Annotated in this window: 20 protein-coding genes and 1 riboswitch; of the genes, 3 read left to right on the top strand and 17 right to left on the bottom strand. The window is 48.5% G+C overall.

Annotated features, from left to right (window positions below; genetic code table 11):
• Positions 1 to 23: 23 nt before the first annotated feature.
• The 7 genes from PPA03S_RS24680 to cobD form a co-directional block, all read right to left on the bottom strand.
• Positions 24 to 845, bottom strand: coding sequence for an ABC transporter ATP-binding protein (locus PPA03S_RS24680; RefSeq protein ID WP_082704307.1), 822 nt, complete (start codon positions 843 to 845; stop codon positions 24 to 26).
• Positions 842 to 1,888 carry a FecCD family ABC transporter permease gene (locus PPA03S_RS24685; protein WP_062326847.1) on the bottom strand — a complete coding sequence of 349 codons (1,047 nt, stop codon included), beginning with the start codon at positions 1,886 to 1,888 and terminating at the stop codon, positions 842 to 844. Before PPA03S_RS24685 ends, PPA03S_RS24680 begins: the two co-directional genes overlap by 4 nt.
• The gene (locus tag PPA03S_RS24690) at positions 1,885 to 2,871 is read right to left on the bottom strand and encodes an ABC transporter substrate-binding protein (protein WP_174532159.1); all 987 of its coding nucleotides are present in this window, start codon (positions 2,869 to 2,871) and stop codon (positions 1,885 to 1,887) included. Before PPA03S_RS24690 ends, PPA03S_RS24685 begins: the two co-directional genes overlap by 4 nt.
• A gap of 442 nt (positions 2,872 to 3,313) precedes the next feature.
• Positions 3,314 to 3,450: riboswitch (cobalamin riboswitch) on the bottom strand.
• Between the two features lie 165 nt (positions 3,451 to 3,615).
• Positions 3,616 to 4,263, bottom strand: a complete 648-nt coding sequence (locus PPA03S_RS24695) for a histidine phosphatase family protein (RefSeq protein WP_062326851.1) — start codon at positions 4,261 to 4,263, stop codon at positions 3,616 to 3,618.
• The gene (cbiB, locus tag PPA03S_RS24700) at positions 4,254 to 5,234 is read right to left on the bottom strand and encodes an adenosylcobinamide-phosphate synthase CbiB (RefSeq protein WP_062326990.1); all 981 of its coding nucleotides are present in this window, start codon (positions 5,232 to 5,234) and stop codon (positions 4,254 to 4,256) included. Before cbiB ends, PPA03S_RS24695 begins: the two co-directional genes overlap by 10 nt.
• A 44-nt stretch (positions 5,235 to 5,278) precedes the next feature.
• Positions 5,279 to 6,106, bottom strand: a complete 828-nt coding sequence (locus PPA03S_RS24705) for an adenosylcobinamide amidohydrolase (RefSeq protein WP_062326853.1) — start codon at positions 6,104 to 6,106, stop codon at positions 5,279 to 5,281.
• The gene (gene cobD, locus PPA03S_RS24710; protein WP_157284356.1) at positions 6,087 to 7,235 is read right to left on the bottom strand and encodes a threonine-phosphate decarboxylase CobD; all 1,149 of its coding nucleotides are present in this window, start codon (positions 7,233 to 7,235) and stop codon (positions 6,087 to 6,089) included. Before cobD ends, PPA03S_RS24705 begins: the two co-directional genes overlap by 20 nt.
• 212 nt (positions 7,236 to 7,447) lie before the next feature.
• Between cobD and lplA the strand changes: the two genes are divergently transcribed.
• Positions 7,448 to 8,449, top strand: coding sequence for a lipoate--protein ligase (gene lplA, locus PPA03S_RS24715; RefSeq protein ID WP_062326855.1), 1,002 nt, complete (start codon positions 7,448 to 7,450; stop codon positions 8,447 to 8,449).
• 243 nt (positions 8,450 to 8,692) lie between these two features.
• The gene (locus tag PPA03S_RS24720) at positions 8,693 to 9,496 is read left to right on the top strand and encodes a Cof-type HAD-IIB family hydrolase (protein ID WP_062326857.1); all 804 of its coding nucleotides are present in this window, start codon (positions 8,693 to 8,695) and stop codon (positions 9,494 to 9,496) included.
• Between the two features lie 102 nt (positions 9,497 to 9,598).
• Here the strand turns inward: PPA03S_RS24720 and PPA03S_RS24725 are convergent, their stop codons facing one another.
• Together PPA03S_RS24725 and PPA03S_RS24730 are read right to left on the bottom strand one after the other, a co-directional pair.
• Positions 9,599 to 9,922, bottom strand: a complete 324-nt coding sequence (locus tag PPA03S_RS24725; protein ID WP_062326860.1) for a hypothetical protein — start codon at positions 9,920 to 9,922, stop codon at positions 9,599 to 9,601.
• A gap of 238 nt (positions 9,923 to 10,160) precedes the next feature.
• Entirely contained in the window at positions 10,161 to 11,090 is a 930-nt protein-coding gene (locus PPA03S_RS24730) for a DMT family transporter (protein WP_062326862.1), read from the bottom strand.
• A gap of 138 nt (positions 11,091 to 11,228) precedes the next feature.
• Between PPA03S_RS24730 and PPA03S_RS24735 the strand changes: the two genes are divergently transcribed.
• Entirely contained in the window at positions 11,229 to 12,635 is a 1,407-nt protein-coding gene (locus tag PPA03S_RS24735; RefSeq protein WP_062326991.1) for an aminotransferase-like domain-containing protein, read from the top strand.
• A gap of 29 nt (positions 12,636 to 12,664) precedes the next feature.
• On the opposite strand, the gene PPA03S_RS33040 is transcribed toward PPA03S_RS24735, so the two are convergent.
• The 8 genes from PPA03S_RS33040 to PPA03S_RS24770 form a co-directional block, all read right to left on the bottom strand.
• Entirely contained in the window at positions 12,665 to 12,805 is a 141-nt protein-coding gene (locus PPA03S_RS33040; RefSeq protein WP_157284358.1) for a hypothetical protein, read from the bottom strand.
• A 5-nt stretch (positions 12,806 to 12,810) separates the two neighbouring features.
• Positions 12,811 to 13,437 (bottom strand): ABC-2 transporter permease, encoded by a 627-nt coding sequence (locus tag PPA03S_RS24740; RefSeq protein WP_062326863.1) that lies wholly within the window; start codon positions 13,435 to 13,437, stop codon positions 12,811 to 12,813.
• Positions 13,430 to 14,296, bottom strand: a complete 867-nt coding sequence (locus PPA03S_RS24745; RefSeq protein WP_062326865.1) for an ABC transporter ATP-binding protein — start codon at positions 14,294 to 14,296, stop codon at positions 13,430 to 13,432. Before PPA03S_RS24745 ends, PPA03S_RS24740 begins: the two co-directional genes overlap by 8 nt.
• Positions 14,296 to 14,676 carry a GntR family transcriptional regulator gene (locus PPA03S_RS24750; protein ID WP_062326867.1) on the bottom strand — a complete coding sequence of 127 codons (381 nt, stop codon included), beginning with the start codon at positions 14,674 to 14,676 and terminating at the stop codon, positions 14,296 to 14,298. The genes PPA03S_RS24745 and PPA03S_RS24750 overlap by 1 nt, the downstream gene beginning before the upstream one ends.
• Before the next feature lie 255 nt (positions 14,677 to 14,931).
• Positions 14,932 to 15,513: an ATP-dependent Clp endopeptidase proteolytic subunit ClpP gene (clpP, locus tag PPA03S_RS24755; RefSeq protein WP_062326868.1), complete on the bottom strand. Its 582-nt coding sequence runs from the start codon at positions 15,511 to 15,513 to the stop codon at positions 14,932 to 14,934.
• An 18-nt stretch (positions 15,514 to 15,531) separates the two neighbouring features.
• Positions 15,532 to 16,398 carry an RNA polymerase sigma factor gene (locus tag PPA03S_RS24760; RefSeq protein ID WP_062326870.1) on the bottom strand — a complete coding sequence of 289 codons (867 nt, stop codon included), beginning with the start codon at positions 16,396 to 16,398 and terminating at the stop codon, positions 15,532 to 15,534.
• A 133-nt stretch (positions 16,399 to 16,531) separates the two neighbouring features.
• Positions 16,532 to 17,311, bottom strand: a complete 780-nt coding sequence (locus PPA03S_RS24765) for an MBL fold metallo-hydrolase (RefSeq protein WP_062326872.1) — start codon at positions 17,309 to 17,311, stop codon at positions 16,532 to 16,534.
• A gap of 198 nt (positions 17,312 to 17,509) precedes the next feature.
• Positions 17,510 to 17,956 carry a hypothetical protein gene (locus tag PPA03S_RS24770; RefSeq protein ID WP_062326874.1) on the bottom strand — a complete coding sequence of 149 codons (447 nt, stop codon included), beginning with the start codon at positions 17,954 to 17,956 and terminating at the stop codon, positions 17,510 to 17,512.
• Positions 17,957 to 17,958: the final 2 nt, after the last annotated feature.

The raw sequence follows: 17,958 nt of genomic DNA on the forward strand, positions 1-17,958 counted from the left end.
ATATGGGTTCGCCCCCATTTCACTCACTTCTTCTCCCGCCTCAGCAACAGCTGCGGCAGTCCATTGTCAGGATGACTCACCATGGCTGGGCTCACATGGAATATCCGGTGAATGTTCTCTTCCGTCATCAACGAATGGGGTGTACCCTTCCCTACGCATGTTCCGTCACGGAGTGCCAGAATATGATCGCAAAATTGCGCGGCCAGGTTTAGATCATGCAGCACCGCCACAATCGTGATATGATTTTTTTGCCGCCACGCTGATAATAACTCCATGAATTGCAATTGATATTTGATATCGAGAAAGGTGGTTGGCTCGTCAAGCAGCAACAATCTGGGCTCCTGAGCCATGACTTTGGCAAGAGCAACACGCTGCCGCTGCCCACCACTAAGTTCATCCAAAGGCCGTTCGGCCATGTCACTCAAGCCCAATTCTTCGAGTACCCGGTCGACCACTGCCGCTCCATCCGCCGGTTCCTTTCCGAACCAGTTCTGGTAAGGATATCGTCCCATCTCGACAACATCCCTTACAGGATAAGAGATGGCCGGCAGACCATCCTGCTGCAATACCGCTATCATACGTGACAAGTCTTTACGAGTGTATGAGGAGATGTCCCTTCCATCAATCTGAATGCTGCCTGCGTTCGGATGTTCGGTTCCGGCAAGGAGTTGAAGCAGGGTTGATTTGCCACTGCCGTTTGGACCCACAACGCCCCACCATTCACCCTCTGTGACTTGCCAGTCCACCGCGTGCAGCGCCCGATGATTGCCATACATTTTCCCTGCTCCCGTGACTTCAATGATTGGCCTGCTTTCGCTAAGGTCTGTTCTCATGCTCGTAGTCATGGCATCATCCCTTTCCGAAGCTTTTTGTTCCGGTGCAGCAGATACGCGAAGAATGGCGCTCCAACAAAGGCCGTGACCACACCCAGCGGAATTTCGGTCGGTGCCAGTAATGAGCGTGCAATTGTATCTGCCCAGACCATGAAGATGGCCCCACCAATCGCGGACAAAGGCACCAGCAAGCGATAATCGGGCCCAACGATCAACCGAAGAATATGCGGAATGACCAAACCGACGAAGCCAATTACGCCGGATACGGAGACTGCACCTGCCGTAAGCAGCGTACCCACTGCAAGCACGGACAGCTTCAATCCATCCACCTTAACCCCGATATGCGCAGCCTGACGTTCTCCCAGGGCAAGCACATTCAACGAACGCGCACGACTCCAGAGGAAAATCAGGCCCAACACAAAATACGGGAAAAGGATGGCCGTATACGACCACCCGCGCAGTGCCAGACTTCCCATCGTCCAGTATATAATTTCATTGATGGTCTGTTTAGACATGGTCGACAGGAAGGAGACTACGGCTCCCAGGAAACTTTGCATGACCACGCCAGCCAGAATCAGGCTGTGTGTCGGTATTTTACGTCCCTCCCGAGCGAGGGCTAGCACAAACCACAATGTGATAACTCCCGTCACAAACGCAACCAGCGGCAAGGTCCAGATCCCAATCAGCGCATATTGCAATCCGAAAAAAATCAGAAAAGCCGCACCCACTGATGCACCGGACGATACGCCCAAGGTAAACGGATCAGCCAGAGGGTTACGAAGAACCCCCTGGAATCCCGTTCCGGCTATCGCCAGTGATGCACCTACAAGTACGGCCAGCAGTACACGTGGGAACCTGACTTTCCATATAATCTGTTCTGCTGCTGTACTCCAATCAGGAACAATCCAGTCGCCCAGCCAGGGAATACGATGCAGCAGGATGCCTGCAATGTCCCGAACAGGCAGGGCAACCGAACCGATGCCCGTGCAGATGAGCACGGTTAACACAAGCAGCACAATTCCGGCCGTTCCGTACACTGCCAGCTTTTTACTCATTTGAACTGATCAGGATAGATCGCTTTGGCTACTTCTTTCAGACCTTGGGTTACCCGTGGTCCCGGACGGCTCAGCAGGTTGGCATCCAGGCCGATGACTGCATCGTTTTTCACAGCCGTGATTTGATCCCAGCCACTGCGGGCTTTGATGATTTGATCCAATGTTTTGGAATTTTCATCAATGACATCATTCGCATACAGAATCACATCCGGATTGGAAGCAATAACATTCTCTTCGTTAATTTCATACCAACCGTCTTTGTCGGAAGCTATGTTGGTGCCTCCGGCCAGTGTAATCAATTCATCCATGAATTCACCTTTACCTACTGTCCAGCCTGGGGAGAATTCCACATATACTTTTTTCTTTTCTTCCGGTTTAACCGCCTTCACAGCTTCAGTCACATCAGACACGTCCTGTTTCATCTGGGTGATGATCTCCTGTGCCTTTTCCTGATGATCCGTAATTTTACCAAAGGTTTCAATGTTGGTCATCACATCATCAACTGATTTGGGATTTGTTTTGAAAATGGTAATGCCCAAATCGCGCAGTTTCTTCACAGACTCTTCGCTCATCGAAATACCTGTAAATACGATGTCTGCTTCAGCTGCAATAATTGATTCTTCGTTAGGCTTCGTTATGCCGCCCATTTTTGGTTTTTTCGTTGCTGCTTCCGGATAATCGTCATAATCAGATACCCCTACGATCTGCTCGTCCAATCCCAGTGCGAACAGGGATTCCGTTTCAGCCGGAGATACGGATACGATTTTGGCTGGTGCTTTGTCAAAGGTAAACGATTCACCCGTAGCATCTGTAACCGTGATTGGATATTGTGTCTTGAGATCAGCGGTTTGCTCCTGCGCAGGCTGCTGTGGTGTAGTCCCTGTACCCTCGTTACTTGTGGTTGTGCCACATCCGGCCAAAGCCAGTGCCAGCATCGCTGCACTTAGCAGTGACGCCATGCCTTTCCATGTCTTGAAATTCATTGTGTTCATTCTCCCCTTCTCTATCCATTCTGTTGAGTAGTGCTCCTGTCCCAATATCGCTTGAATTTGTGTTCCTATATAAGTTGATCCAGTAAAACTTTACACTAGGCCACTACGATTGCAGTACCATCTTCCGATCGCTGTTATCCCCAGATTTTTTTGATCCCCTTTTTGAAAAGGGAAAATCCGGTGATAAGCGTATGCTTCCGATGCAGCTTTCTTTCAGAAAGCTTTTAGGCGAACACTTCGTTTCTTCAGATTGGTTCTGCACTCTTCGTTCTCTTGTAAATATTCGGTTCATCTTATATGAAAAAATAAAATCCCCAATCCTTAGGTCAGGATCAGGGATGACGTCTCGCATGTGGCGATCTGCGCATGGTCAGCTTGGCGCTGTATATGCACAGAGAACTGCCCGAAACGCTGTCCTTTCCTCGAAGGAACACCGGTTTATACGTCCAGGGCAGGTAACCTGACTTACAGGAATTCATCCTGATTTACAGTGGCGGGACCGTGCCGGATTTACACCGGCTTCCCTATTTCACCCGTTTGCCGTTCATGGCCTCATATAAGCCCATAAAACATTGCTGCATGCACGCGGGACCCTTGGTCGCTAATATTGTTCAACCATTCAAGTGAGCATCCTGCATCTTGGCAGGGCTTATCGCTCCTGTATCCGATGATGCATTTGCTAAGTCACACTTCTGTTGTGATTATAGGTTATATTGTACATCCTTACAACCCGATTTACGGAAAAGTCAATCTGGTTCCAACCCAGCTTTCCCCATAACCATCCAGCCGGATCTTTATCGCTTGTCCTGGTATCACCTGTGTATCCCAAAATTCTTGACCCGAAATGAGACGGGATACCAGATAACGAATGACACCGCCATGCGTAATCACGGCTATCTTCTGCACGTTCGTGTTGCGAGAGTATATCGTTGGTGAAAAGGACAACAGCCGCTCCTCCAGGAATAATTCAATTCGCGCAGAAAATGCCTTCCAGGACTCGCCCTTCAGGGGCGTCACCTCCTGCGGGGCATCAATCCAGTCTCGGTACGTTGGATTATCTTTGAGCTGTTCATAGGTCAGCCCCTCCCACTTACCAAAGTCGATCTCCCTTAGGCGGGGATCAAGCTTGGCTTGTCCCGCTTGAAACGGTGCAATGTGTGCGAGTGTCTGCTGACAACGCAGCAGATCACTGCAATACAGGGCGTCCCATGTGACGTTGCTGAGCTCTTCGCGCAGCAGAGATAGCTCCTGCCCTGCTTTGGGCAGCAGTCCAATGTCGGTATGCCCGAGATATCTTTTTTCCAAGTTCCACGCCGTTGTACCATGACGAATCAGAATAATCTCACGGCTTTGTATTGCACCCTGTCCAGCTTCTATCTCCATAGCAGTGCACCTCCAGCAGACCATATCCCTAAGGTGACCAACCAGCATAATAAAACAAAAGAACCTGCCGACCAGAACATAAGCCTTGTCGTTCGTACGATATCCTCTGCTTCCATCAGCCGTGTCTGCTCACCCATATAGGCGCGAAAAGAAGCCACACCATGGTAAACATTATGTCCGCCAAGTCTTATGCCCAGCGCTCCGGCCACCGCAGACTCGGGAAACCCGCTATTCGGGCTTGGATGCAGTCGTGCATCACGGGATACCATGCGCGCTGCACCTCTGGCATCCAGCTTCATGAACCAAGCCCCCATAATTAACAGCAAAGCGGTAAGCCGTGCAGGAATCCAGTTGGCCCAATCATCCAGACGGGCAGATGCCCAGCCGAGATGCAGATATTTTTCATTTTTATAACCCACCATGGAATCCAGTGTATTCACGGCCCGATAGGCCATGGCCAGCGGTGCACCACCAATCAGGGCATAGAACAGTGGTGAGACGATGGCATCCACGATATTCTCTGCAACCGTCTCCACCGTTCCCCGCACAATCTCCGGTTCATCCAGATGGGCCGTATCACGTCCCACAATCATACCCAGTGAACGTCTCGCCGCAGGCCAATCCTGTTGACTCAGATGGCGGTAGACTTCCATACCTGCGTCTTTCAAACCTTTGGAGGCAATGGTGGTTGCGATCAGCACGACTTCTGCCACAATCGCGACGACAGGATGAATGAGACCCAGCACATACACCAATGCCCAGGTTACCGCAAAAGCTCCCCCTGCAATCAAAACGGGAAATAACACGCCTGCCCTTCTGAGTGCCCGGTTTGAGACCACCCGCGATCTTATCGCCCGCTCCAGTGCAGAGATGGCCTTTCCCATGCCAATCACGGGATGAGGTATCCAGCGTGGATCTCCGATGCAACGATCCAGCAGATATGCCCCAATAATAATCCAGGCGCCTGCCATTCCCGTCCAGATCGGCCAGGAAGCCCATTGATGCAGCAGTGATGTCATGGCTTGTTATTCCTCTCTTTCCACTCCTGCGCGGCTTGCAGGCTTTCCGTTATCGTGTCATACACCAGCCGGCCGATGGCTGCCCCCATTGTCGTTGCTGTCCCGGCATAACGGATCAGCGGTTTGTTCTCGTCCGCCTGATTTACTGCAAGTACGATGGCATCTGTTGTTGTTCCGGTCGCGGTCAGACCATTTTCCGAATCTACCACACCGAAATCAACCAGCGCAGCGGCTTTTGCTTCTACCGCCGTCTGAATGGCATTCACCATTGCTCCAGCGGTCATATGTCCATTCATCCACAACATGATATTAATCGTACCGGGAGTGTAGCTTGAAACCGAACTCTCCCCACGTTTCTGAGACACAGCCTCATTCCCCATCTTCTTCCCCGCAGTATTAAACACGGTTCTTGCAGAACCTGCCCGCGCAGCGTTGGATACCCCTGCTGTCGTACAGCAGAGTAATCCGAACTCATCGCTTTCATATTCCTGGATGGCTGTGTGCTCCAAACGAACTGCAGTCAGAAGTCCGGCACATTGATCCTGCTGCTCTTGCCATTCACTCAACAGATCGGCAATATCTCGCGGGGGATCGTCACAGCGATAATGTCTGTCCACATAGATGTTGAATATACGGTCCAGTTCAATCATGCCACCCCCATACACGGCACTGGAAAGTGCTTTTACAACAGAGGGGCTTGACGCTTTAATATGCCGTTCATGTGCAGAGATGCTTAATCCCGGCCACACTGAGGATCTGTATTCACGTTGGTCTGCTTGATCACCGGTGTGTGGTTTATAGACGTTATAAAATGGCAGTGCCATCGCTCTTCCCCCCTTCCTCTAATTCTGTTATCTCATCAAGCCCAATTACATTTCTCAATGTTTCCAACAAACGTCCGTTAGCCTCCGCGTCCTTGACCGCAAAGCGTACATGTCGTTCCCCAAGTCTAGGATACATCGCGCAGCTTCGGATCAGTATACCGCGTTCACCGAGAGCAGCCTGCATGGATGTCGCTGTCCACGGCTCTGGCAGAGCGGCTAATATAAAGTTCGCTTCCCCTCGCGTCACATTACACCCATAGCCCTCCAGCCCTGCCGTTAATCTCTCCCGCTCGTGTGATACCAGTGTCAGTGTCTCCTGTTCAAAACTCTCCCCGCTGCGCAGACAGGCTTCACCTGCAATCAGCGCCAGCCCATTCACACTCCAGGTCACTTGTTTCTCTGTCATGGCAGTAATCAGTTCGGGTCGACCCATCGCATAACCCAGACGTAAGCCTGGAATCGCATAAAACTTGGTCATCGAGCGAATGATGATCACCTGCGGATACTCGTTCAGTCTGGGCGCAAGCGATTGCCGCTGGGATTCAGGAATAAAGTCGATGAACGCTTCATCAATCACCAGGATCGTGCCTGTGATTTCCGCTTTACGGGCAAGCTGTTGCAGGACTTCCAGCGGATACTGTACCCCATTGGGGTTGTTGGGCTGTCCAAGAAAAAGCAAGTCCACCCGTTCCATCAGATTTTCGATATCCTTCGGTTCTGCTCGCCAGTCCAGTTCTTCCCGCCCTCGAACATGATGGACTTCTGCTCCAAATTGTCTGGATAAGGCACTGTACTCCGAAAAACCGGGCTCTACCGTACCTACTCTACGCGGCGCAAGTCCAAGCAGGATTAGAGCCATGCTTTCCGCCGCCCCGTTGCCCACGGATATGTAATCTGGGGTTAAACCCAGTCGGTCACTGAGCAGCATTTTGAGCGCCCGATGGCCCGGATCGGGGTAACGAAGTACCGTATGTAATCCTTGCTCCAGAGCCTCCAGCACTTCCCGAGGTGGACCCAGCGGATTAATATTTGCGCTAAAATCGAGGAAATCAGCAGCATTCCCTCCAAAACGTGCTGCGGCAGTCTCCACATCACCGCCATGTCCGAAAACTTCAATTAAACCGGTCATCCTGTCCGTCATCCTTTCTGCATGTCTTTTTTATTATGGATGGCTTGGCGGGCAGGGGTCAATCCTGTTTTGGCTGTTCATGCCCTTTGTGGCTTCATATTCCTTTGTGTCCCATCGACAATTCGTTTACAATAGAGAAGGAATTTCGATTCCGTAACGTATTACTACATAAGGGATATGCATCCCTCACATACATTAATGGAGGAATGACCATGCTGTTTGTTGATAACCAGGGCATTACAGATCCTTCTGTAAACCTCGCCATTGAGGAATACATTCTGAAGCATCTGCCGATGGATGACAGCTATTTGCTGTTTTACATCAACCGCCCGTCCATTATTATCGGAAAACACCAGAACACCATTGAAGAAATCAACATGGAGTATGTTCAGGATAACGGTGTTCAAGTCGTACGTCGCCTTTCGGGAGGCGGAGCCGTTTATCACGATCTGGGCAACCTCAATTTCAGCTTTATTACCAAGGATGACGGGCAATCCTTCCATAACTTCCGCAAATTCACGCAGCCCGTGGTGGAGGCTCTGCAAGAGCTTGGTGTGAACGCTGAGTTGACGGGTCGCAATGATCTGCAAGTCGGAGAAAAGAAAATTTCGGGCAACGCCCAATTCTCAACACGCGGACGCATGTTCAGTCACGGTACGTTGATGTTCAACCTGAACCTGGATCATGTTCAGGCTTCGCTTAACGTGAACCCGGAGAAGTTCAAGTCCAAGAGTACCAAATCCGTGCGCAGTCGTGTTGCGAACATTCGGGATCTGATTGACAGCAATCTGACCATCGAACAATTCCGGGACGAGCTGCTGCGTCATATTTTCCGTATGGAGCCACAGGACGTTCCTCAATATGAACTCACGGAGACAGATTGGGACAAAATCAAGGAAATCTCCGCCGAGCGTTATAGCAACTGGGACTGGAACTACGGGCTTTCTCCGGAAAGCAATGTGAAGCATACCCGCAAATTCCCTGTCGGGATCATTGATCTGCGCATGAATATCAAAGATGGACACATTGAGGACATCAAGATCTTTGGTGACTTCTTCGGCGTAGGCGATGTAGCAGATATTGAAGACATGCTGCGTGGCAAGCGTTACGAGGAATCCGAGGTGCGTATTGCTCTTGAAGGTCTGGATGTAAAACATTACTTCGGCAACCTTGAGCTGGAAGACTTTATCGGCCTTGTTTTCCTGGAGGAGTAAGATTTAAATGTAAGCATAGTTTTAGAACGAAGTCTTTGTTTACACGTTAACGGAGAAGACAGAATTCATCGGGAGAAGCGAAGCGTTCGCCTTTATCAACGGATTTCTCCTTGGGGGAATGGAATCAAAAAAATCCGGGGATAACAGCGATCGAAAGATGAATCTGTATTCGGAGTGGCCTCGTGTAAAACTTATTTTTTCGTTCGTTATTATAGATACAGATAAAAAAGGAGAGAAACACAGATGACCTACAAATTAATCGCAATCGATATTGATGATACCCTGATCAACGACAACAAGGAAGTAACGCCTGCAACACAGACTGCCCTGGAACAAGCGGTAGCTCATGGTGTCGTTGTAACTTTGGCAACGGGACGTGCTTATGCTTCAGCCCAAGCGCTCGCTCGCCAAACAAAGCTGAACGTGCCAATCATTACATATCAAGGTGCTTTGGTGAAAAACTTGCTGGACGAAAAAGTACTCTACGAGCGCTACGTTCCACAGGATGCTTCCCGCAAATTGTACGACTACTGCCTGGAGCATAATTTGCACCTGCAAACGTATATTGACGACAAGCTGTATGCCCGTGAAGAAAACGACAAACTGCGTGACTACGCCAAGCTGAATGGAACGCAATATCACATCGAGCCTGACTTCATCAAAGTCATCGAGCAAAAAACACCGAAACTGCTCATCATCGATGAGCCGGATTACCTCGACGAGGTTGCGGTTGCCCTGCGTGAACTGCTCGGACCTGAAGTACACATTACCAAATCCAAGCCATACTTCCTTGAAATCATGCACCGCGAGGGAACGAAAGGCCATGCACTAACGTTCCTGGCAGATCACTTCGGTCACCAATTGAGCGAGTGCATTGCCATCGGGGATTCCTGGAATGACCATGAGATGCTGGAAGTTGCTGGTCTTGGTGTAGCGATGGGGAATGCCATCCCTGCTCTGAAAGAGCTGGCAGATTACATTACTGCGAGCAATAACGAAGACGGCGTGAAGCAGGTTATTGAGAAGTTTGTACTGAACGCGGAGTAATTGCCTCAGAAACAGAACAGCCCGGAACCACAATAGATTGTGGATTCCGGGTTGTTTTTCTATTCAGCGCTTCAGAACATGCGTTATTAAAATGTAGATCAACTACTTTTTGTTCGCCATTCGTTCCAAAGCACGAACCGCTCGTTCCCGCTGCTCTCGCTTTTCAGCTCGCCTCTGCCCACTATCCTCCATTTCCCCAGCCATGAAACCCCAAATATGACCAAAGATACTCCCGAGTATACTTGGAACAAATTGAGTCGCCAAATCGGTGTCCAAATCTAGTCTGATCCCTAGATAGAACAATCCTCCCCAAAGAAAAAACAGTACAAAAAAAGCTAAAAAACGATGATACATTGTGAAAACCAGAAAAATCAAAAAAGGTGCAATGCCCACCAAATATGAAATCATATGTATTTCTTCTTCCATAATGCCTCCAATTTAATTAAATCTCTCCTACTCTTTCTAAATGAATCTTAGAAAATCTATATTATTTCTAATCTGCTTCTATAACTACTGATAACTCTCAATAATACTCTCCTCTCCTAAGTTAAATCCATTTTACACTATAACATATCCTGGAGATCCCGATATATATTTTATTGAATACAAAGAAAATAACTCTTCGATTACGACATTATAAATGCGTAGCTGAAGAGTTTTTGACCTAAAGCATATTGGTCTGACCCAATGAAGTTGTACGTTTTCCCTTTTTAAGCCAGACCACCACCTTCTCATTCATCGCCAGCAAACCAGAAACGATCAACGCAACGCCAAACCATGTAATCCAGCTTACATGTTCATTGTAGAGTACCGCACCCAGGCCCACTGCAATCGGTGGCGAAATGTATAACCAGGTCGCCGGGAACAACGGATTAGTACGAGACATAATCCAATAAAACAAGCTGTGCCCGACCATCGAACCGATTACCGTCAGATAGATCAGGGAAGATACCGCTGGCATCCAATCCAGTCCAGTAGTGTTCCATGATTCCGTCACCCCCGAAAGACCGGATAACAGCAAACCTCCGTACATCATTTGCACTGCATTGATCGCTACAGGACTAGCCTCCTTAAACTGGTTAATGACCTTTTTGGAGTACAACGCACCTGCCGAATAACAGACTTCACCCACCAATACGGCAATACAGCCCCATAGCCACAAGGAATTACCACCAATAGATACACCTGGCAATACAACGAGGATAACCCCGGCAAAACCGATCAGGCATCCCGCAATCATGCGTGCAGACGTTTTTTGACGCAACAGCGCTGTCTGCATCACCATAATCATCAGTGGCCCTGTTGCGGACAGAATCGCACCAACACCCGAGCTCACATATTGTTCAGCCCAATATAAGGTCGCAAACGTACCAAATGTCAGTCCCGCCCCCGTCAAAAGCATCTCTTTCCGCCATAGTAAAGAAAGGTTCACTTTTCCTTTCATCCACATCCATGCAAACATTAGAGCACCTGCAATGATAAAGCGTAGTCCGGCCGATAGAAAAGGCGGCATGCCTGCCTCCACGCCAATTTTAATCGCTAGAAACGTTGTTCCAAAAATAAGACACATTACGGTAAATGCTACTGCAACCATGCTAGCCCCTCCTTCATCTGTTCTCCATCATATAGCACCGTCTACAGAACAGAATAAATAAAACAGAACAGTTAGTTCTCATTTGCTGTTACAATAGAGTTCAAAAGGAGCGTGAGCCGGGTGGGCAAAGCCGTGTTAATGACAGATAACAGCCTGAAACTATATGAGCAAGTAGTACATTATCTGGTTGTACGGATTGAGGCCGGAGAGTGGAAGGAACATGAGAAACTGCCGTCCGTACGAAGCCTGTCCGAGCTGCTCGGTGTACACCGTCTAACCGTTTTCAAAGCTTATCAGGAATTAAAGGAGCGCGGGAACGTTTACGTCAAGGACAAGTCAGGCTATTTCGTCAGTCCTGCCGACCCTTCTCCTGTAACCGATCAGGCCGATGACCCGGCTGTGTCCGCTTGGCTGCATTGGGATTCACTTGCCCGCGTGCAGTCCCTTGAAGCGGAATACCAATTTTCCAAATCATTGATCGACCCCGCCCTGCTGCCCAACCGATATTGGGGAGAACTGATGCGAGATTTACTGGATTTATATCCCCGTCTGCTGGGCACATATTCCACGATTCAGGGAGATCTGGAGCTGCGTACTGCTTTGGCAAGCCATCTGACGATGAGGGAACGCTTCTACCTCTCGGCCGATGAAGTGCTGATTACTTCCGGTGCACAGCAGGCCATTGATGTAATCTCCCGAAGCCTCGTCAGACCCGGTGACCGTGTGCTCATGGAGAGACCAACATATGGCCCTGCGATGGAAATTTTCCGTAAGCAGGGAGCAAGGCTGATTTTCACCGACATTCACCCGGAGGGTTATGATCTGGAACAGATCGAGCATCTGATGAAGACTGAGAAACCGCGTGTGTTCTACATGACACCTACCTTCCAGAATCCAACCGGGATTAATATTCCAGCAGAACAGCGCAAACACTTGCCTGAACTGGCGGAACAGTACGGATGTTTTCTGGTAGAGGATGACAGTACCTATGATATCTATTTCAAGGAAAAACCTCCTGCGCCGATCTTCACATACGACACGACAGGGCATACCCTCTACATTCGCAGTTATAGCAAATATGTCGTGCCCGGGCTGCGAATTGCAGCCATCATGTGTCGCCAGCGATTCATGCCGGGATTACAGGCCGTAAAAGCTCTGACAGATAACGGATCACCTCTGCTGAATCAGAAGCTTTTCCTCCGTTATTTCCAGTCTCCACGCATGCACCAGCACCTGTCCAAACTCCGGACAGCCATCCAACTGCGGATGGAAGTCATGGAACAGTGCCTGCAAGAAACAAACTGGATCTGGACCCGGCCTGAAGGCGGGCTCAATATTTGGGTGGAGCTTCCGGAAGGAGTAGATACGGGGCGCTTACTTCATCGATGCATGGAGCATTCTGTCGCTTTTGTGCCAGGAACGGTATTCGATCCTTCGGATGCAAACGCCAGTCGCAAGCTGCGTCTCTCCTTCTCCTATGCTCACGAGCAGCAAATCCGGGAAGGTATGAGCAGGCTGATTACGCTGGCTGAACATGGAAACTAATCCTTTTTCAAAAAATCCGTAATTGCAGATTAACGAATACCTTGTCTGGCAGGTTGCGAAGATACCACATCTTCCGTAACACAAAAAAGTCGCCACATGGCGACTTTTTTAGCTGCTGCTGTTCTCGACTGGGAGATTAGTTGATGTTTCTTATAGAACTCCTTATTCATGCCTCCTATAGGTCCTTCCTTGCAAACAGGCGAACCGTTACAAAATAGGAGGCAATGAACAACAGAAGAATGCAAACTGAAACAAAAACATAAACCGAAGCACGACCCATTCCGTTCTCTCCTGCCATACTCATGAGTGAGGCAACAGGTTGCGCTAGAATAATGAGAACGATCATAAATACCGCATTAATTATTCCGGCTCCCTTTTTACTAAGAGCGTAAAAAAGAGGCATATAGATCGAAATTAAAACCAGCACCATTCCAACCGAAATCAGGATGTCCAGTACCGAAAAGTCGGGCTTGTTCAGTTCGGGGAAAAGGAAGTTAACCAGCCAGTGAGCGCCAGACGAAGCGAAAACTCCAAAAAGCGTATAGAGAACGGCAGACAGATACTTCGCTTGCACAATATTTCTGCGGCTAAGCGGTAGCGTGACAAGAAATTTATGATTATGGTTTTTGATATCGTTCATGGTTGCAAGCATAATTGAACCGAAGGCGGTATAGATTCCTACAAAATATATCGACATTTCCACTGTCGGGATAAATGCGACACTGAATACAACAAAATAAAAAAGAATCACCCATAGCGAGCTTTTTAAAGCGATATAATCTTTGCGAAGCAAGTTAAGCATGATGCCGTTCCCCCTTGGCCGTAAAATAGATAAGGTCTTCAAGAGATGGTCTGTGTAAAAGAGCGTGACTACCGAATAAGCGCTCTGCCTCCGCCCTGTGATCTGCCAAGCCTTCAAAACCAACCACTGTCTCACGGATTCCCACAAATTGCCTTCGGGTGTCTGCATCAAGCAACTTCATGTCCCCCTTTACAATCGTATATCTCTCAAGCACATCATCTTTTGCTTCATTAAAGACAAGCTTTCCTTTATGGATAAATGCAATATAGTCTGCTATACGCTCCAAATCGGTCGTAATATGAGTGGAGAAAATAATGGATCTGGTTTCGTCCTGTATTACATCTGCAAGCAGGTCAAGCAGTTCTCTACGAAACACAGGATCAAGCCCGGATGTCGGCTCATCCATGATAAGCAGCTCAGCTTCATGAGATAAAGCAACAGCCAGTGAAAATTTTATTTTCATGCCTTTGGACAGTTCTTGAATCTTCTTTTTGGGAGACAATTCGAACTGCTCCAGGTAGCTGGTAAATTGCTGTTCGTCCCATTTCTTGTAAAAGGGGGCTATCATATTTTTCATTTCACGTATCGTAAGATGCTCATAATAGAAACATTCATCTGAAACAATGCCAATGCGTTCTTTAACGTTAACTTCCTGAGCAGGCATCTCTTTTCCCAATGTTTTGATGCTCCCGGAGTCCGGACGAATCAAACCGGTGATCAGGTTGATCAGTGTGCTTTTCCCCGCCCCATTCGGGCCGATAAGCCCGGTAATATAACCTTGTTTTACATCCAATGATATCTGATCCAGCTTGAATAAGGGGTACTTTTTCGATAGGTTGCGCAATTCAATTGCATTCATTATATGTGTTCCTCCTCCACTAACATCGTAAAATGCCGGATTACATCTTGGGCACTCATGCCCACTTCTTTGCCCTCACGAAGGATATCAAGCATTTTCTCTTCGATTCGTTTCAGTCGCTGTTCCCGAATAAACTCCTGATTAGCCCCAGAGACAAAACAACCTTTACCTATGACGGAATCAATCAGTTTTTCTTTCTCCAGCTCTTCATAAACACGTTTGGTTGTAATCACACTAACCTGCAGATCCTTCGCAAGTTGCCTTATTGAGGGAAGACTCTCTCCCGCAACCAGCTCCCCGCTTAAGATGCTCTGTCTAATCTGGGTCAGGATCTGTATGTAGATTGGATCGCTCGATGCATTGGATATTAGGATTCTAATGTTACCTCACCTCATAGTCATCATTCATCACAAATATAGTGTATATATACAATATACACACTATACATACATAAGGTCAATAATTATTTCACTCATCTCCATACGATTACACATATGCCCTAAAGAAACCTCGTTCTCCCGGCTCCCCGTTCTAAAAAGACATAAAAAAAGGTTAACCATTAATTACTGGTTAACCTGATTACACATAAGGATAGATACCATTTTTCATCCGACCGCTCCAAGCACTAACGAACCCTACGTACTGGATATAACCTTATCCACCAATCCATACTCCACAGCTTCTGCCGCAGTCAGGAAATAATCTCTGTCGGTATCCTTTTCAATTCGCTCCATCGGCTGTCCCGTATGATCGGCAAGCAGCTTGTTGAGGCGCTGACGGTGCTGGATAATCCGGTTGGCGTGAATTAACATATCCGAGGCCTGCCCCCGTGTTCCGCCAAGCGGCTGGTGAATCATGATTTCACTGTTTGGCAACGCCAGCCGTTTCCCTTTTGTTCCGCCAACCAGCAGGATCGTCCCAAAGCTGGCTGCCATACCAGTGCAGATCGTCGAAATGTCCGGTTTCACGAATTGCATCGTGTCATAGATGGAGAATCCAGCAGTCACGGAACCACCTGGACTGTTAATGTACATCTGGATATCCTTCTCCGGGTCCTCTGCGGTCAAAAATAACAACTGGGCCACAATGGCATTGGCCATCTGATCCTCAATCTCCCCGGATACCATAATAATCCGATCTTTCAGCAAACGGGAATAAATGTCATAGCTCCGCTCTCCGCGGGCTGTCTGTTCAACAACATAAGGTACTACGTTCATGCATTTTGCCTCCCCGGTTTACGCAACCATGCTGACCGTATATCCTCCCCCATACGACATGGAATTCGTACCGGAGCTTGAATAACTGTACATCACTGGCTGCATCGATTGAGACGGCAGAGTCTGCTGCAAAATCGTTCCCGCCACAGCCATCGGATCATCGGTCTGATTCAGGCATAGATCAATTAAACGGGCTGTATCCCCGCTGCGGAACGCCAGTAAATAACTGCGCAGTTCATCCCGATTTTGCTGATGTTCTTCCAATCGATTTGTCTGATCAGCATCCGTTTCGCTCAGTCTGTGCCTCAATTTGGCAAAGGTAGCACGGGCACGACTCAGGGCAGCTTTGACCGCGCCTTCCGTCGTGTCCAACAGTTCAGCAGTCTCTACCGTCGTGTATCCCATTAAATCGCGTAGTATATATATCGCTCGCTGCCACGGTGGCAGTTCATCCACAAGGATCTGTACAGCGGACTCGATTTCCTCGAATCGCCCTTCTTCCTCAAATTCTTGCATCAACGGCTTCATGCTTTCCAATTTGCTTGCCCATTTCTCACGCTTCCGTATGGCGTCAATCCAGGTGTTGCGAGCAACACGGATGAGATAGGCTTCCCAGTTCATGTCCTCTGTCATTCCCGTTCTTCGGGTAGAGGCAAAGGTTAGTGCTTTAACACATGTATCCTGAACCAGGTCCTCAGTCTCCCAGACTGAACCCGTCAATGACATGCAGTAGGCGTACAACGTACTCAGCAGGTTCGGCAGCACCGTTTCCATTGTTTGCTCTAACGTATATCCGGTTTGAACACCGAAATGGCTGTATGGTTCGACTTGTTTATCGTCATGTGGTCTGTTGATTCTGCAATCCACGGACTTCACAAAGGCCATGTTTGGGGCCCCCCTTTGTTGGTTCCTGATTGATCTTGCTTCAATTCACTTGTTATAATGGCCTTACACTATGTAAACGAAGAACCTCCGGCAAAGGATACGCTCTTCTGAATTTATTTTTAGCATTCCTGTCCTATTCTCCCAACTTCACCTTCAGACCGGTAAGTGCCAGCGTAATCTTCGGATCCAGGTCATAATTCTGGCGTACATCCACGTCGTGAGACATATGGGTAAAATAAGTCTGACCCGGCTTTAAATCCTGCAGCAGCTCCTGTGCCTCAATCATATCGTACACCGAGCGTGTGGAGAATTCCGCAAGCTCATGGACAAAGCTCGTGCCGAGTATCAGCAGATCCAGCCCGTATAGTGGCTGCTTCTCCGAAGCCTTCAGATCAATGGCATCGGAGCAATACGCCCAGCTATACTCTTCTCGTTCAAGCCGATACGCATAGGAATAACCGTTTTTGCCGTGGCAAACTTTCCAGGAGTGCACCTTCCATCCACCGAGCTCGATATCCGCATCCGTTTCCAGAAAATTCATATGATGACCGAGCCATGGAAATTGACTCTGGATGGTCGCGATCACCTCACGTGGTGCATACAACTTCCCTTTTACACCCAACCAGCGACACGCATCTGCCCATTCGGGCAAACCTCCAATATGATCAAAATGCGCATGAGTGATCAGCAGTGTCTGCACCATCCGCATCCCCTGGTCTTCCATCTGTGATCTCCAGTCTGGTCCGCAATCCATCATGAAAGGTTCATGATCGCCATCTCCATGGATCAAAACGGCAGAACGTCTGCGGCGGTTCATCCCGGTAAGCCGGGCTTCTGTGCAGACGGCGCAATCACAATACACCCGCGGGACACCCATCGCATCCCCTGTTCCCAGAAATGTTAGCTGATTCATTATGAAAGTCCCCTCTCCATCCCGGAAGCAATACACGCCAAATTCATGTTCCATCCGAATAATGATATGTAGATTGTAATCTCCCACCTCTGTTTTTGCAAAAAAAAGACCATCCCGCCGCAGCTATTCACTGCAAACGGGACAGCCTGTCATCTGACATTTCGCAGTCAGACTTCCTATATGTTGATTCGCTATGAACTAAACGAAAGCCCTCAGCTTCAATGTCAATTCCTGACCCTCAGGCACTTCCTTCGATTCGGTAATGACCCAATTCGAGGCAAGCCGTTTTGCCAGCATATCTGCCTGCTCCGGTTTTAATTTCAACCCGGTTACAATGCCTTCACCAACAGTAAAGTCTTTCTCCAGCTGTAATCCAAAGGCCTTCTCCAAATATATCCCCAGACCACCACGAGTGTTAAAGGTAATCCGGTAACCGTCTTTGACCGCACCTTCCAGATTCTCGCCATGCTCATCCGCATAGGAGAAAAAATCATCATATCTGTAGTGCTCCTCAGACACGGCATCAAAGGCAGCAACATCTTTGGCCTGTATTGCTTCTAACAAGGCTGCATCTGACATGCCTTTGCCACGGGCTTGCTCCAACCGAATAGCTGTATTTTGGGATAACTTCAACTCAGCACTCATCC

The sequence above is a fragment of the Paenibacillus pabuli NBRC 13638 genome (genome assembly GCF_001514495.1).
In the GTDB taxonomy this organism is placed as follows: domain Bacteria; phylum Bacillota; class Bacilli; order Paenibacillales; family Paenibacillaceae; genus Paenibacillus; species Paenibacillus pabuli.